The sequence below is a fragment of the Pseudomonas sp. B21-053 genome, assembly GCF_026016365.1.
Lineage (GTDB): Bacteria > Pseudomonadota > Gammaproteobacteria > Pseudomonadales > Pseudomonadaceae > Aquipseudomonas > Aquipseudomonas nunensis.
This window is the reverse complement of sequence record NZ_CP087205.1, coordinates 2,455,956-2,471,509: the sequence shown is the minus strand read 5'-3', so window position 1 is coordinate 2,471,509 and position 15,554 is coordinate 2,455,956. Positions and strand designations below refer to the sequence as shown.

Annotated in this window: 15 protein-coding genes; 5 read left to right on the top strand and 10 right to left on the bottom strand. The window is 61.8% G+C overall.

What is annotated here, in order from left to right:
- Window positions 1–84: 84 nt before the first annotated feature.
- Together LOY68_RS11395 and LOY68_RS11390 are read left to right on the top strand one after the other, a co-directional pair.
- On the top strand, window positions 85–543 hold the full coding sequence (locus LOY68_RS11395) for a MarR family winged helix-turn-helix transcriptional regulator (RefSeq protein WP_054048912.1): 459 nt from the start codon (window positions 85–87) through the stop codon (window positions 541–543).
- Window positions 540–881: a hypothetical protein gene (locus LOY68_RS11390; RefSeq protein ID WP_265044674.1), complete on the top strand. Its 342-nt coding sequence runs from the start codon at window positions 540–542 to the stop codon at window positions 879–881. The genes LOY68_RS11395 and LOY68_RS11390 overlap by 4 nt, the downstream gene beginning before the upstream one ends.
- Here the strand turns inward: LOY68_RS11390 and LOY68_RS11385 are convergent.
- Entirely contained in the window at window positions 851–1,750 is a 900-nt protein-coding gene (locus LOY68_RS11385; protein ID WP_265044672.1) for a LysR family transcriptional regulator, read from the bottom strand. The genes LOY68_RS11390 and LOY68_RS11385 overlap by 31 nt on opposite strands.
- Before the next feature lie 107 nt (window positions 1,751–1,857).
- Between LOY68_RS11385 and LOY68_RS11380 the strand changes: the two genes are divergently transcribed.
- Window positions 1,858–2,745, top strand: a complete 888-nt coding sequence (locus LOY68_RS11380) for a pirin family protein (protein ID WP_265045764.1) — start codon at window positions 1,858–1,860, stop codon at window positions 2,743–2,745.
- A 111-nt stretch (window positions 2,746–2,856) separates the two neighbouring features.
- On the opposite strand, the gene LOY68_RS11375 is transcribed toward LOY68_RS11380, so the two are convergent.
- From LOY68_RS11375 to LOY68_RS11350, 6 genes are all read right to left on the bottom strand, one after another.
- Entirely contained in the window at window positions 2,857–3,615 is a 759-nt protein-coding gene (locus tag LOY68_RS11375; protein WP_265044670.1) for a DUF2063 domain-containing protein, read from the bottom strand.
- Entirely contained in the window at window positions 3,608–4,447 is an 840-nt protein-coding gene (locus LOY68_RS11370; RefSeq protein ID WP_265044669.1) for a DUF692 domain-containing protein, read from the bottom strand. Before LOY68_RS11370 ends, LOY68_RS11375 begins: the two co-directional genes overlap by 8 nt.
- 62 nt (window positions 4,448–4,509) lie before the next feature.
- Complete coding sequence (locus LOY68_RS11365; protein ID WP_265044667.1) at window positions 4,510–4,716, bottom strand: hypothetical protein; 207 nt, start codon at window positions 4,714–4,716, stop codon at window positions 4,510–4,512.
- A gap of 182 nt (window positions 4,717–4,898) precedes the next feature.
- The gene (locus LOY68_RS11360) at window positions 4,899–6,233 is read right to left on the bottom strand and encodes an acetamidase/formamidase family protein (protein ID WP_265044665.1); all 1,335 of its coding nucleotides are present in this window, start codon (window positions 6,231–6,233) and stop codon (window positions 4,899–4,901) included.
- A 330-nt stretch (window positions 6,234–6,563) separates the two neighbouring features.
- The gene (locus LOY68_RS11355; RefSeq protein WP_054615381.1) at window positions 6,564–7,487 is read right to left on the bottom strand and encodes a LysR family transcriptional regulator; all 924 of its coding nucleotides are present in this window, start codon (window positions 7,485–7,487) and stop codon (window positions 6,564–6,566) included.
- Between the two features lie 99 nt (window positions 7,488–7,586).
- Entirely contained in the window at window positions 7,587–8,570 is a 984-nt protein-coding gene (locus tag LOY68_RS11350; protein WP_163909423.1) for an MBL fold metallo-hydrolase, read from the bottom strand.
- A gap of 277 nt (window positions 8,571–8,847) precedes the next feature.
- On the opposite strand from LOY68_RS11350, the gene LOY68_RS11345 reads away from it, so the two are divergent.
- Complete coding sequence (locus LOY68_RS11345; protein WP_163909422.1) at window positions 8,848–9,282, top strand: helix-turn-helix domain-containing protein; 435 nt, start codon at window positions 8,848–8,850, stop codon at window positions 9,280–9,282.
- A 124-nt stretch (window positions 9,283–9,406) separates the two neighbouring features.
- On the opposite strand, the gene LOY68_RS11340 is transcribed toward LOY68_RS11345, so the two are convergent.
- Both LOY68_RS11340 and LOY68_RS11335 read right to left on the bottom strand, forming a co-directional pair.
- The gene (locus tag LOY68_RS11340) at window positions 9,407–10,231 is read right to left on the bottom strand and encodes an alpha/beta fold hydrolase (RefSeq protein ID WP_265044662.1); all 825 of its coding nucleotides are present in this window, start codon (window positions 10,229–10,231) and stop codon (window positions 9,407–9,409) included.
- 28 nt (window positions 10,232–10,259) lie between these two features.
- Window positions 10,260–10,835 carry a flavodoxin family protein gene (locus LOY68_RS11335; RefSeq protein ID WP_054048933.1) on the bottom strand — a complete coding sequence of 192 codons (576 nt, stop codon included), beginning with the start codon at window positions 10,833–10,835 and terminating at the stop codon, window positions 10,260–10,262.
- 317 nt (window positions 10,836–11,152) lie between these two features.
- Between LOY68_RS11335 and LOY68_RS11330 the strand changes: the two genes are divergently transcribed.
- Window positions 11,153–13,990, top strand: coding sequence for an ATP-binding protein (locus tag LOY68_RS11330; protein ID WP_265044659.1), 2,838 nt, complete (start codon window positions 11,153–11,155; stop codon window positions 13,988–13,990).
- Here LOY68_RS11330 and LOY68_RS11325 read toward each other — a convergent pair.
- Window positions 13,955–15,424, bottom strand: a complete 1,470-nt coding sequence (locus tag LOY68_RS11325; RefSeq protein WP_265044657.1) for an ATP-binding protein — start codon at window positions 15,422–15,424, stop codon at window positions 13,955–13,957. The genes LOY68_RS11330 and LOY68_RS11325 overlap by 36 nt on opposite strands.
- Window positions 15,425–15,554: the final 130 nt, after the last annotated feature.

The window sequence follows — 15,554 nt, the reverse complement described above, 5'->3', positions numbered from 1 at the left end:
GCTAATTTTGAGCATTTCCGACACCATCGCACACGATGTATATTTCACGCATTCAAGCCATAAAACTGGCCAAAGAGGATGCCCATGGAACCCACCGACAAATTTAACCCCGCCGACCTGAAGCTCTCCGACTTCCTGTGTTTCGCGGTCTACTCCACCAACCTCGCCTTCGGCAAAGCCTACAAACCGGTGCTCGAACGGGTCGGGCTGACCTACACGCAATACATCACCATCGTTGCGCTGTGGGAGGCAGACAATCAGACCGTCGGCAGCCTCGGTGAAAAGCTGTTTCTGGAATCGAACACCCTGACCCCCATCCTGAAAAAACTCGAAGCGATGGGCTATGTCCAGCGCCAACGCGACCCCGAAGACGAGCGCCAGGTGCGGATCAACCTGACCCAGGCCGGTCGTGATCTACGCAAGGACCAACCGCAATTGGGCGCCGATACCACGGGCCTGACCCAGGACGAGTTCACCCAATTGCAGAAAGCGATCGTGCGGTTGCGCAGCAACGTCATCAAGTCGACGAAAGACGGGGAATGAACGCAGACCGCCCTGCCCTGACCGCCCGCGAGGTCTGCCAGTTATTGCGCGACGCCGCTCTGGGCGTTCGTCCGTTGCAGCGCCTCGATCCACCCGGCACGTCCGAGTCTATGAAGATCGATATCGAGGGCTGGCGCCTGACCCTCGACCTTGACGGTCAACGCCTGCGTCACTGCCAAAGTTGTCAGAGCCCGGACGGTCGCGAGGGTATTTTCGACAGTTGGCAACGCTACGGCACCGACCCGGTGAGTTTGCTCAGCACTTGGGAATTGGCGCAGATCGAGCGGTTACTGAGCGCCGAACCCGGTCAGGTGGATGACGCGTCCGACTCCAGGTGAAGGACGATCTGCTCGACGAAACGGCTGACCGCCAGCGGCACCTGCCGACGACTCGGGTACACGATGTTCAGGCCATTCTTGAAACGCCCGTTGTCCGGCAGTATCTGAATCAAGCGCCCGGTTTGCAGGCTCTCGCGCAAGAACGGCAGCGGCAGCAGGCAGACACCGAGTCCCGCCAGCGCCGCCTTCAATTGTGCTTGCGCAGTGTTGGCGCAAAAACGCCCCGTGACGTCGACACTGACGGTGCCCTGTGGCCCGTCGAGGTTCCACACCGTGCTCGCGGCGGGCCTCACCGGGCGAATGCATTCGTGGGTCGACAGTTCTTCTACCGTCTGCGCAATGCCATGGGTTTGCAGGTAATCCGGGCTGGCTGCCAACACCTGAAACACTGTGTTGATTCTGCGTGCCACCAGACTCGAGTCCGGTAAATCGCCGCCTCTGAACGCGACGTCGATGCCCTTGTCGATCAAGTCGTCCCGGCCATCGCTGAGCAGAAAATCCAGCTGCACGCCGGGGTACTGCTGGAGAAATTCAGCGATCCGCTCCATCGGGTACACGTCGAAAAAATCCGCCGGCGCAGCAACCCGCACCGCGCCGCTCGGCTCCTGGCTGTCCCCGGCCAAATGACGCGCCGCGTCGATCAACTCATTGACCTGGGCCGCGCTGCGATCGTGCAAGGAGCGCCCCGCGTCGGTCAGCACCAGTTTGCGCGTGGAGCGCTGCAACAACCGCACACCCAAGTGCTGCTCCAATTGGCCCACGCGCCGACTCAAGGTATTGGCCGGCATTCCCAGCCGCCGCGCCGCCCCGGCAAAACTGCCGGCCTGCACCACCTGGACAAACATCGCCACTTCATTCAGATCCAGCATGGCATTACTTCCAAAAATGGACGGGTTCAAGCCAATCATAGCGACTTATCAACGTATTACACGCTGGATACCCTTGGCTTCTCTTTTTCGAAGTCCGAGACATGAAGATGAATTCGCTCAGCGCTCGCCTGCCCGATAACGCCCGTCGCATCAGCCACAGCACCCGCGGTCATGGCCACGGCCCTATCGTGCGGCTCATGAGCCCTTCGGATTTCGGGCAGTTGCTCAAGCCGTTCGTGTTCCTGGACCTGTTCGAAACCGATCTGCGGTCGTTTGGCAGCATGCCGCTGCATCCTCATTCCGGGATCGCCACCATTACTGTTATCACCGAAGGCAACTTGCGGTTTGACGACCCGGATTCCGGTACCGGGCTGATCGGCTATGGCGGCGTCGAATGGATGCGCGCTGGCGCGGGTGTGTGGCACGGCAAAGAGTTGTCGGCCGGCACCTCGTCGCAGGTTCAGGGATTTCAATTGTGGATCGCGCTGCCCGCCGCGCTTGAATTGGCGCCCGTCGACAGCCAATACCTGGAGGCCGATGCGATGCCACACGCGGGTCCGGCCCGGGTCATTCTCGGTGAGTATCAAGATGTGCGCAGCCCGGTGCGCGCGCCTTCGGGGATCACCTATCTATTGGTGACCCTGGCTGCCGGCCAGCGCTGGGAATACCAGCCACCCGCAGGCCATGAGGTGCTGTGGTTGAGCGTCAGCCGCGGCACGTTGCACTCGCCGGAGCCGATCCTGGAAGGCGAACTGGTGGCTTTCGAGCCTGGCAACGGTGCGTTGACGCTTGAGGCGGGCGATCAGGGTGACGCGGTGTTCGTGCTCGGTTCGGCGGTGCCTCATCCTCATGAGCTGAAAATGGGCAGCTACTCCGTGCACACCAGCGTGCAAGCGTTGAACACCGGGGAAGCCAATATTCAGCGGTTGGGCGAAAGGCTTAGAGCGCAGGCGTCCCCGGAGTCTGGAACACGTTCGACCCCAATCTACAAATAACCACCCCCTGTAGGAGCGAGGCTTGCCCGCGAAGGCGTCGTATCAGTCGATATCAATGTTGAATGAAAGGACGCCTTCGCGGGCAAGCCTCGCTCCTACAAGGGACTAGGTTCAGGCCATGACGCCGATCACACCTTGCGCATGCATCTGCTGCAACAGCGCCAGGCCATTGTCGATGAACTCCTGAGACCCGGCAGCCCCCGCCTCCTCCGCCAGCCCTTGCAGCTGCGCACGCCCGTCCAGCTCGGGAAACTCGCCAATCCGCTGCAACAGACGCCATGCCAACGGACTCAATTCGGAGAACTTCACGCTCCAATCCGCCGTGCGTCGAACCAGCAGCAACGTCGGTTGATCCGGCAGCGTTTCCGGTTGATAATCCGGCCCCACCCATTGCACCGGCCAGCCATACGCCAACGGCCAAGCCAATGGCGAAAGCTGCAACGGACGCTCCAATAGCAACCCGGCATCACTCGCCGGCAACGGCTCGTCGTCCGACTGTTGCAACGCCATCTCGACCCACTCGTAATGCGCCAGTTCGACCATGAACGGCGGCCAGGTTGTTTCGCCCAAGCCTTGAGGCTCACCCGCGAGAAACTCGACAAACTCCTTTGCGATCTCACCAAACTTTGGCGTGCGGGCACGGTAGTCCCGCAGGAAGATCCGCATCAGCAAACGCCAATCCTCATCCCCGAGAATCTTCACCAGCACCGGGAACGTACCGCTGAGCAACAGCGACAGATTGTTGAACACCAGATCGCGATAAACCTGCACCCGTGCGGCGTCCATTCCGGCCGGCGGCGCGCAATGTTCGGGGTCGCGCAGGTAGCGAGTCAGGGCATCCTGTTGTTGATGCAACGATGGTTTATCCACGCTTCACCTCCGCGCCTTGCAAGCGGCGAATGGTCTGCAACTCGGCCACCAGTTCTGAAAACGCCGGGAAGTTGAAATCACGTTCCAGTAGCGTCGGTTGCGCGCCGAACTGCGCGTACGCCTCGGCCAGCAGCTTCCACACCACCGGTTTCACCGAGGCGCCGTGGGTGTCGATTTTCAAGGTGTCGGACTCATCGAAATGCCCCGCCACGTGCATCGCCACCACACGCCCGGCATCGATCCCGGACAGAAAAACCTGCGGATCAAAACCGTGATTGATCGAGTTCACGTACACATTGTTGACGTCCAGCAACAGGTCGCAATCGGCTTCCCGCAGCACGGCATTGGTGAAGGTCAGCTCGTCCATGTCTTGTCGAGGCGCGGCGTAGTAGGAGACGTTTTCCACCGCCAGGCGCCGACCGAGAATGTCCTGGGACTGACGAATTCGTGCGGCCACGTGATGCACCGCTTCTTCGGTGAACGGCAGCGGCAGCAGGTCATAGAGATGACCGTCATCGCTGCAATAACTCAGGTGCTCGCTGTACAACGGCACGTTGTAGTGATCGAGGAAAACCCGCACTTCCTGCAAAAACCCGACATCCAGCGGCGCCGATCCGCCCAATGACAAAGACAAACCGTGGCACGACAACGGATAGCGTTCGGCCAAGGCCCGCAACGCCGCGCCATGGGCGCCACCGATGCCGATCCAGTTTTCCGGCGCGACTTCCAGGAAGTCGAAACTGCCCACCGGCGCGGCCTGGAGGTCTTTCATCAAACCGCGACGCAGGCCCAGGCCGACGCTGGTTTTCGTGGAGGCAGTGGAGGTCTGCATAGTGTCGATCTCGTCCGGGTTCAAATGAGCGGGAGCACCTGGGGTGCCCCCACCAAGCGGTCTCAGGATTCTTCGGCGGCGCTGCCGCACTTGCCTTCGCCACACTTGCCTTCAGCGCTCTCTTTCGCTACATCAGCAGAAGCCTGGGCCTGGCTGTAACCCGACGCCAGGTCGGTCATGCTCAGCGCGGAGGCGGCTGTGGAAAGACCCAGGCCGCCCACCAGGGCCAGACCGATTGCCAGGGACGAAACTTTAGTGAAATTGAACATGGGTGAAACTCCTGCAATGCATAACGGTGAACCGGTCTCCAGCACCGAGGGCTCGGTGCTGGCCGGTGAGTCCATTTAAACCAAGGGATGTATCGGGTCTGTGTGCGGTTTGGCTGGAAAATGCCAGCGGATGTATCGTCGGCGGGCCTGTACACAGTTCGGTACAAACCCGCCGATTGCGGTTACGGCAAGTCGTACTTTTCCCGCACCAGATGGCCGATGCCTATGCGATCCAGCACCGCCATCGGGCACAGAAAGGTCACGCGCACGGTGCCCGGCAAACGGCTGATGTCGATCGAACCGGTGATGGTCGCGCGGTTGAGTACTTCGTCGTAAGGCAACCCGGTGACCGCAGCGGCGCGTTGCAAGCCGTTCTCCACCGCCAGGTTGAGGTTCTCGCCGCTGCCGATAAACGTGATCGGGCCGCTTTGCTCGATCTCGTGCTGGCCCCAACGGGCGCCGAGTTCACGGACTTTTTGCTGCTGCGCGGCATTCATCGGGCGGGCCATGGGCGGCAGGTCGTCGAGGTTTTGCAGCAGGATCGGCCCCTCTAAACGCAGGTGTTTGATCACGTGCACCTGCACTTCGGTTTCCCCGGAGCAATCGGTGGCATGCCCGGCGATCTCGCCGTTGCCCTGCTGGGCGTGCATGTCGCCCATGTACACCCCGGCGCCCGGCACTTTGACCGGGCAGATCAGCACACAACCTTCGCGAATCGAATTGGTATCCATGTGGCCGTCGGTCTTGGCCGCGTGCAGTTCTTCGCGGGTCATGCCGTAACGGTGCGGCGCGTCGATCAGGTACTGGCCGAAATCGGCGCAATTGTGCGAATCGGGCAGGTCCCGGGACGGCGTGGTGCCGATGTTGCCGAGGAACGGACGCATGTGCGCCGCCACGCCGGGCATGTCGGCGCGGGCCAGGGACAGGATCGAGTGCTGGGCGGCGAACTCCGGCAACGCCGCCATCTCGGAAGCATTGCCGGCCAGTTGATTGGCGATGTCCTGATTGACGGTCAGGCTGACCTGATGCTGCGCATCGAACACGATCACATAGCCATGGCTGAAGCGAAACGCGCTGACCTCGGCGCCGCAGTTGTTGCAGCGGATCGCGTCCTCGCCAATGCCTTCGACATGGCTGGCCGGGTGTTCGGTGCCGCACTTGCCGCAGAACTTAGAGACGAAGGGATCGCCGTGATAGCGCCCTTCCACGAAGCTCATCACCCCGGACGAGGTGGCCAGGGACGTGACGCGCATACTTTTGATCTTGATCGCCACCGCATCGCCGATCTCGGCGCCGGCAATCGACACCGGTTGCGTGACTTCATGGCCGCCCTGGAAGGCCGGCGTAATCATCGGTCCCCAACAGCCCGGCGGCGTGCCGGTAATCAGGGTGCCGCCGTCGGCCAACGGGCCGAGCATCGGTTGGCTCGGGCCGATAATGCCGTTGGTGTAATGGTCGACGCGCAGCCGATCCAGCGGTGCCGGTTGCAGATCGGATTGAGGCAGGAGCGTTGTCATGGAAGGTCCCTTCACAGTCAGGAGCGAACGGCCGCCGATTGTGTGGCGACCCCGGGATGCCATGGGCGAACCCTTTTGCGGGGCAGCCGTTGGCCTTCACAGTTCATCGCAGGTTTGTATCTGGTCTGTGTTCGGCAGGGGCTGGTGTTGAGGGGAACTGTATCTTGAGGCGCGTTATATACAGTGGGATACAGGCGGGAAAACGCGGATTATCACTTGTGGGAGCGGGCTTGCTCGCGAAGGCGTCGCATCAGCCAACATCAATGTTGAATGACACACCGCTTTCGCGAGCAAGCCCGCTCCCACAGGTTGACGGGTGTTTGTCTGGGGTTACGGGGTTGGGATGTTGAGGGGTTCAGACATGAATTGGCTGATGCGCGAACGCAGCCATTTCTCCGCCGGATCGTTGTCATGCACCCCGCTCCAGGCCATCGACAGTTGCGCGGCTTCGATGGGGAACGGCGGGTCTTCAGCGCGCAGGGCACAGCCTTCGACCAGGGCACACGCTGCATAGTCCGGCACGGTGGCGATCATTTCGGTGCCGGCCAACAAGGCGCGCAAACCGCTGAATTGCGGCACGCCCAGCACCACTCGCCGACTGCGACCGATCTTGGCCAGATCGAGATCGATGTTGCCGCTCAAGTCCCCGGAGAAGGACACCATCGCATGCGGCCGTTCGCAGTACTCATCCAGGGTCAGCGGACCGGGGCGCTTGTCACCGCGCAAGACTTTGCAGGGAATATCCCGCAGTTTCTTGCGCTTGGCATTGGCCGGCAAATCGGTGGTGTAGCTGACACCGACGGAAATTTCCCCGGACGCCAGTAACGCTGGCATCAGCAGGTAATTGGCCCGGCGCACGACGACGATGATCCCCGGCGCCTCTTCGCGCAGCTGGCTCAGCAGCGGTGGAAACAAGCCGAACTCGGCGTCGTCCGACAGGCCGATACGAAACACATCACAACTGCTCTGCGGTTCGAATTCCTTGGCGCGGCTGACGGCGCCGGAGATCACGTCCATCGCCGGTTGCAGTTCCTTGAGAATCGCCAGTGCCCGCGCCGTCGGCTCCATGCCGCGACCGTTGCGCAGCAGCAACGGATCGTCGAACAGATCGCGCAAACGCCCCAGCGCCGCACTCACCGCCGGTTGGCCCATGAAGAGTTTTTCAGCGACCCGGGTCAGGTTCTTTTCGAACATCAGGGCTTCGAAAATCACCAACAGGTTCATGTCGACGCGGCGCAGATCGTTACGGTTCATCAGCATGGTTCCTTTGTGTGCCTGAACACCCTGTGGCGAGGGAGCTTGCTCCCTAGCTACAGGTATTGCGTTCGCCTTGGCTAAGCAGTGCTGGGGACTTTACTCGATCAACGGCACTTTCGCCGCTCGTTTGTAAGGACCGTACTCCACGGGCACCCACTGGAAATGCTTGCCCTCGGCGGCGATGTGGCCGATGCCCGGGAACGGCAAGTGCGCGGCGGTGACCCAGGTCTTGCTGGTCGCGGCATCGGTGAAGACCTGGTTGCGGCTCTTGATCGCTTGCTGGCCGTTGACGTCAAAACCGATCGACACCTCAGGGTGCAAGAACTGCACCGCCAGGTTATGCACCAGATCGCCCATGAACAGAATGCTCTGCCCTTGGGAGGTGAAACGGTACGTGGTGCTGCCCGGCGTGTGCCCGGCTTCCAATGTGGCCTCGACACCCGGCACCGGCGATTGGCCGGCGTCGAAGGTTTTGAAGCGACCCGCCGCGACATAAGGCGCGGTGGAGTCCTGAGCGATTTTGAAGTACGGCTTGGCGCCTTCGGGTGCTTTGGCGAGGGCTTGCGGGTCAAGCCAATAAGCGGCTTCGGCCTTGGCGGCGTAGACCGTGGCGTTGGCGAACACCGGTTTTTGCTCGGCATCGACCAGACCACAGACGTGGTCGAGGTGCAGGTGAGTCAGCAGGATGGTATCGACCTGTTCCGGCTGATAACCCGCCGCTTTCATGTTGTCCGAGAGCATGCCAGCGGTGGCGCCGATGCACTGCCCTGCCCCGGTGTCCACCAGGATCAATTGCTTGCCGGTATTGATCAGAAAGGCATTGAACGCGGTTTGCACACCCGGGGTTTCAATCGAACGACGGGCCAATAGTGCGCGGATCTGACTCTGGGTCAGGCCCTTGAGCAGTTTCGGCGACAGGTCGTTGTAACCGTCAAACAGCGCGGTGACTTCGTAATCACCCACCGCCAATCGGTAGTAACCGGGCACTTGGGTGCCGACCTGCGCCGGTGCCGCCGCAAGGGAAATACCGGAGGCCAGCGCAACCGCGAGGCCCAGTGTGCAAACCAGAGAATGCTTCATGCGTTCACCTTTGATGTCCTGAGGAAAGCAGCCCGCCAAGGGCCGCCATACGTATCCCATGTTGCACCGTCGCGCCCCCTGCCCGATTGCAGCGATGTGCTGAGTTAGCGCGGTTTCTTCGCCCGGACCGGGCGCGGAATTAACAACGTTTAACTCGCCTGCCAGACCCTCGCGCCCAAGAATGAAGCCTTCTGCGCAGACCTGTTTTCTTCAAAAGGGAAGGTGCTGACCCACCGTGCAGTGCGCCCGCGCATTCCCACCGACACGGATATTTGTCATGGCCCATGTTCAGCACTACGCCGTCAGGGCGTCCGCCACGCCGGCCCATAAAACCACCACCGGCGGCCTTGCCCCCTGGCGCGAAGCCTTGGTCAAGCAACTGATTCTCGAAGGCCTGAGCGACACCCTGGAAGTGACCGAACTGGCCCGGGCCTGCGCCCTGTCGCGCAGTCATTTTTCCCGAGCATTCAAGTGCAGCACCGGGTTGTCACCGCAGGACTGGATTCGCTGTCAGCGCATCGCCAAAGCCAAGCAATTGATCCGCGATACTGACCTGACACTGACGCAAATTAGCCTGGAATGCGGTTTTTGCGATCAGGCGCATTTCTGCCACATCTTCACCCGCAGCGAAGGGATTACCCCGTTTGCGTGGCGGTGCAGGGTTGTGCGCTCAATCCCATGCGGGAATGGGTTGGCAATCCCAGTCATCTGAACAACACAATCCCCTGTGGGAGCGAGCTTGCTCGCGATGGCGGAGTATCAGTCAACATCAATGCTGACTGATCAACCGCTATCGCGAGCAAGCTCGCTCCCACAGTTTTGTTTTGTGATCCTGATCAGGCCTTGAGGAATGCCAACAGATCTTCGTTGAGCTGATCCTTATGCGTATCCGTCAGGCCATGCGGCGCACCCGGATACACCTTCAGCGTCGAGCCCTTGACCAACCGCGCCGAAGCAATCCCCGCCGCTTCAATCGGCACCACCTGATCCGCATCGCCATGCACCACCAATGTCGGCACGTCGAACTTCTTCAGGTCTTCCGTGAAGTCGGTTTCCGAGAAGGCCTTGATGCAGTCATAGGCGTTCTTGTGGCCCGAGGTCATGCCTTGCAGCCAGAACCAGTCGATCATGCCTTGCGAAGGCTTGGCATCCGGTTTGTTGAAGCCAAAGAACGGGCCGGCGGCGAGGTCTTTGTAGAGTTGTGAACGGTCCACCAGTGAGGCCTGGCGAATCCCGTCAAACACTTCCAGTGGCAAGCCACCCGGATTGGCGTCGGTCTTGAGCATCAGCGGCGGCACCGAGGAAATCAGCCCGGCCTTGGCAACGCGAGCGGTGCCGTGGCGACCGATGTACCGCGCCACTTCGCCGCCACCGGTGGAGAAGCCGAACAGCACGGCGTCTTTCAGGTCCAGCAATTCGATCAATTGCGCGAGGTCGTCGGCGTAGGTGTCCATGTCGTTGCCCGACCACGGCTGGCTGGAGCGGCCATGACCACGACGGTCGTGGGCAATGACGCGGTAGCCCTTGGAGGCGAGGAAGATCATCTGCGACTCCCAGCTATCGGCGTTCAGCGGCCAGCCGTGGCTGAAGATGATCGGCTGACCGGTGCCCCAGTCCTTGTAGTAAATCTCGGTGCCGTCGCGGGTAGTGAATGTGCTCATGTGGCGTGCTCCTTTTTGGGGGGATGTTTCAAATCGGGGTGTGATGCAGACGTTCAGCCAGACGCGCGACCCGCTCGCCCAGAAGCGCGGCGGTGCAACGGTCCTCGGGCGGTGGCGCATCGTCGGGGGATTGCTCGACATTCGACTGGGCCATGGCCCCGAGGGAGCTGCCGAGGCGATTGAGTTGCCCATCGAACAGGCCGGTGCCGCTGCGTGCCGGTAACACGTCGAGACCGACCCAGATCATCGAATGCTGGGCCGCGAACACGGCCATTTGCAGCAAGGTGTTGAGTTTGTCGCCGCACAGGCAGCCAGAGTTGGTGAAGCCAGCGGCGAGCTTGTCGCGCCAAGGCTGGGCGAGGTAGAACGCCGCCGTGGCTTCCATGAATCCTTTGAAGGCTGCCGAGGCGCTGCCCATGTAAGTCGGGGCGCCGAAGATGATCGCGTCGGCCCGGTGCAGGTACTCCCACTGGGTCTCGACGTCTTCCACCGCAATCAGCCGACAGGTGCTGCCCAAGTGTCGTTCCACGCCCAGCGCCACGGCTTCGGCCATGACCCGGGTGTGCCCGTATCCACTGTGATAGACCACCACCACATCGCTCATTCCGGCATCCTCCAGAGGTGTCCATTCCTTTGCAGCGCGAAGACACCGGTCTTCGTTGGACTTGAAGCCCTAGAGTTTTGGGCGTAGACCAGAGTCTCGACGAGTTAAACGTTGTTAATTTTCAAAACCGCGTCCAGCGCCCCGCCGTGCTTTTTGTCACACTCGAGCGCAATAAATACGCAGCAGCGCCCCCACTGCGAACGCGACGGTCGCAGTGAACACCTGACAGTCAGTCGAGAGGTCATTGCGTTGATGGACAATCCTTAGGAATATGCTCGGAAACCGCGATCTAGACGGATGCAAGCAGGAGTGACCCGTTGACCCTTTCCCCCGAACAGGCCGTACTTTTCGGCCCTTACCGGATCTATCCCGGACAACGTCTGATCCTCGAAGGCGACCAGCCTTTGCGCCTGGGCCGGCGCGCCATGGACATTCTGTTGATCCTGCTGGAACACGCCGGGAATGTGGTCAGCAAGCAGCAATTGATCGCCGGGGTGTGGCCGAAAAGCGTCGTCGAAGACATCAATTTGCGGGTGCACATGGCGGCACTGCGCAAGGCGCTCGGCGACGGTCAGGCCGGCCAGCGTTTCATCGTCACCGTGGCGCAGCGCGGCTACAGTTTTGTCGCGCCGTTTTCCCTGGAGGCCGCCGGGCCACATCCTGACAATGGGGTGCCCGAACCGCGTCGGCATAACTTGCCGGTGCGTCGCACACGCATGATCGGGCGCCAGCATTTGGTCGACAGCGTGGTGACGCAACTCGCCCGCCAACGTTTCATCACCCTGGTCGGCCCAGGCGGGATCGGCAAGACCACCGTGGCCTTGCGGGTGGCCGAGCAGTTGATCGGACACTACCGCGACGGCATTCGCCTGTTGGACCTGGCGCCGATCAACGACCCGGGGATGATTACCGCGCACCTGACGACGCTGCTGGACCTGGCCCTGCACGACGGCGAGCCGATGAGCGGCTTGGCGGCTTTCCTGCGCGAACGGCAGATGCTGCTGGTGATCGACAATTGCGAACACTTGCTCGACGCGATTGCGCTGCTGTGTGAAAGCATCCTGCGCGGTGCGCCACAGGTGCATATCCTGGCCACCAGTCGCGAGAGCCTGCGGGCCGAAGGCGAATACGTGCAACGCCTGGAATCCCTCGACTGCCCGCCACCCATCGCCGTGCTCGACCGCGCCCAGGCCCTGAGTTTTTCCGCGCTGCAATTGTTCGTCGAGCGCGCGATGGCCAGCCACGACAGTTTCGAACTGAGTGATGCCGAGTTGCCGCTGGCGATTGATATCTGCCAGCGCCTGGACGGCATTCCGCTGGCCATCGAACTGGCGGCTGCGCAAGTCGCCGACCTCGGCATCAGTGGATTGCACACGCAACTGCAAGGCAGTTTTCGCCTGCTGACCCAAGGCAGCCAAACAGCCCTGGGCCGCCATCAAACCCTGCGCGCGACACTCGACTGGAGCTTCGAACTGCTCAGTGCCTGCGAGCAAACCTGCCTGCGCCGGTTGGGGATATTCCGCGACAGTTTCACCCTGGAATCGGCAGCGGCGGTGATCGTCGGCACGTACATCGAGCCCAGCGAGGTGTTTGCCTCAATCACGCAACTGGTGGCCAAATCTTTACTGAACGTGGAAGTCGGTGACGACGAGGTGTTCTATCGGCTGCTGGACACCACCCGTAGCTATGCCCTGGAAAAACTGCATCTGGCGGGCGAACTGTCGGACACCCGACAACGGCATGCCGAGCGCTGCCTGGCCTTGATGCACCAAGCCCAGAACGATTGGGAACAAACCCCCACGCACCTGTGGATCGAGCGATACGCCCGCGGTCTGGAGGACATTCGCGTCGCCCTCGAATGGGGTTTGAATGCCAGCGGTCCGCAGGACCTGGCGATTCGCTTGACCGCCAGTTCCACACCGCTGTGGCAGGAGCTGTCACTGCTCAAGGAGCACGGGCTCTATGTACGCCGGGCCCTGGCGCTGCTGGCGGCCAGCCCCGCGCCCTGCCCTCGCCTGACCATGTCCCTCAAGCTGGCCCTCGGCAGTTCCTGCTACCACGCCCAGGGTGGCAGCGCTGAAACCGTCGACGCGTTTGTCAGCGCCCGAACCCTGGCCGAACACTGCGAGGATGTCGCCGGTCAGTTGCGCGCGGTGTCCGGGCACATGGCGGTCAATCTCTGTAGCGGCAACTATCAAATGGCCCTGGAGCAAACCCGGCAATTCGACCGATTGGGCCTGCACGGCGACGCGGTGCTGGCGCTGAGCGCTCATCGTTTGCGCGTCCTGGCCCTGCACTTTTGCGGGAATCAGCACCAGGCGCGGGTGGATGCCGAGCAGGTCATCCAGCGCATGGCCCAAAGCGGGCACCTCAACCGTTTCACCCACGGCTTCGGCGTGCAGTACGACCAGAGCGTCGCGTCACTGACGATTCTGGCGCGGATCCTCTGGCTGCAAGGGCTTCCAGAACAGGCCTGGCGCACTGCGCGCCAGGCGTTGGACATCGCGATCCAGATCAACCACGGCACGTCCATCTGCTACACCCTGGCGCTGTCCGGTTGCCTGATCGCCCAGTACAACGGCGACCTCGCCACCGCCCGCGATCTGGTGCGACTGTTGCTGGAGCAAGCGCAGAAGCATTCGGTGCTGCTGTTCTACAACTGGGCGCGGCAATACGCGCGGGTGATCGATGGTGTCGAGGGGCCTGCGCAGCCGAGTGTCGGATTGGTGAAAGAAATCATGGTGACGCTGGACGGCAGTTTTGTGGATGAGGGGTTGTTGGAGCGCGCTGAAAGTGGTGCGGCGGGATGGAGTGCGGCGGAGATTTTTCGGGCTCGGGGGGAGGCGCTGGTGGCGGAGGAGAATCTGCAGGCTGTGGGTTGTCTGGAAGGACGCCATCGCGAGCAAGCTCGCTCCCACAGGGGTGAGGCGGTGTTGCTTAAAGCGCTGGGGGTGGCGCGTGAGCAAGGGGCGTTGGCCTGGGAGTTGCGCAGTGCGACTTCACTGGCGCGGCTTTGGCAGGGTCAGGGGCATTTTCAGCGAGCTTATGAGTTGCTCGCACCGATTTACGGGCGGTTCACTGAGGGCTTTGCCACGCCGGACCTGACGAAAGTCCGGCGTTTACTCGACGAACTCAGCGGCCAATGGCACGCCTGAGAACCAGCGCGCCCGACTCGTGTACTGCGCATGACTGCGTTCGAGTGCACGCAGGTGGCCGCTGTTTTCGAGTTTCTCCAGGGCGTAGGTGCGCGTGGTGTTGAGGAAGCGATAACGGGGCATGACGTTGGCCTGTTCGACCGACAGCAGCGATTTGCGCACCAGGCGTTCCACGATGGCCAACAGGTGCATGGGCGGCAGCACGGCGCTACTGATCACGCCAATCGCCGCATCGAGCGTGAAGCCCATTTTGAACACCGCCAAATGCTGCAAGACCATTTGCTCCAGCGGGCTCAGGCGTTCGTAGCTCCAGTCCAGCGCGGCTTTCAGGGTTTGATGGCGCGGCACGGCGGTGCGACGGCCCTGGGTCAGCAGCTGTAAGCAGTTGTCCAGTTGCGCTTGCAGCCCCACCAGCGCCAGAGCATCGATCTGCGCCGCCGCCAATTCGATGGCCAGGGGCAGACCGTCGACCCTGCGGCAGATGTCGCGCACGGCGTTGAGGTCTTGTTCGCGCAGGGTGAAACCTTGCTGACGCGCGCGTGCGCGACTGACGAACAGCTGCACCGCCGAGTAGCTCATGGTTTCGGCCACGCTGTACAACGCCGAGGCCGGCGGCACCGCCAGGGGTGGCAGCCGCAGTACGGTTTCGTCCCGGGCCAGCAGCGGTTCGCGGCTGGTGGCCAGGATCGACAAACGTGGTGCCATGGCCAATAAGTCGTCCACCAGGGTGCGACAGCGTTCGAGCAAGTGCTCGCAGTTGTCGAGCACCAACAAGGCATGCCGTGAGGTCAGGCCCGTGTCGAATGGCAGGGTGTTGGTCAGATGATCGACCACTTGCGACGGATCGTCGAGGCTCGCCAGGTCAATCAACCAGACGCCGTCGCGGTAGTGCTGCAGCAGCAATTCGGCCACGCGCAACGCTACGGTGGTCTTGCCGATACCGGCCGGGCCGGTCAGGGTCATGAATCGCCGCACCGGCAACTGGCGCACGATACTGCCAACAATCGAGTCGCGACCGATGACCGGCGTGAGTCGCGCAGGCAGGTTGTGCTGGGGCGCGTGCACGCTGTCGATGAACACCGGCGTCGCTTCCAGCGTGCGCTGCACCGGGGCGATAAAGCTGTAGCCGCGCTGTGGGATATTGACGATATAGCGCGCGCCGTTCTGGCCATCGCCGAGTGCCCGACGCAGGGCGGCGATGTGCACGCGCAGGTTGATCTCTTCGACCACCGAAGTCGGCCAGACCCGGGCGATCAATTCGTCCTTGCTGACCACATCGCCGGCGCGCTCAAGCAGCACCTGCAAAATATCCAGCGCCCGGCCCCCCATGCGTAGCGGCCGATCACCTTCAAGGATCAGGCGTTGGCTGGGGTGAAACGCGTAGGGGCCGAAGCGCAGCACCGCATCGCTGGTTAAATCTCTGAGGCTGTTCATGCACGTTCACGCGCTGAAACCTGGCCGGGCTCAAGGTTTGAAACTTCCGTTGCGCCGTCTATCCAGATCCCCGCACCTCCATTGCAAAACATTCACAGCTATCTTGGCAGGCATCCGTGACCGTACAACG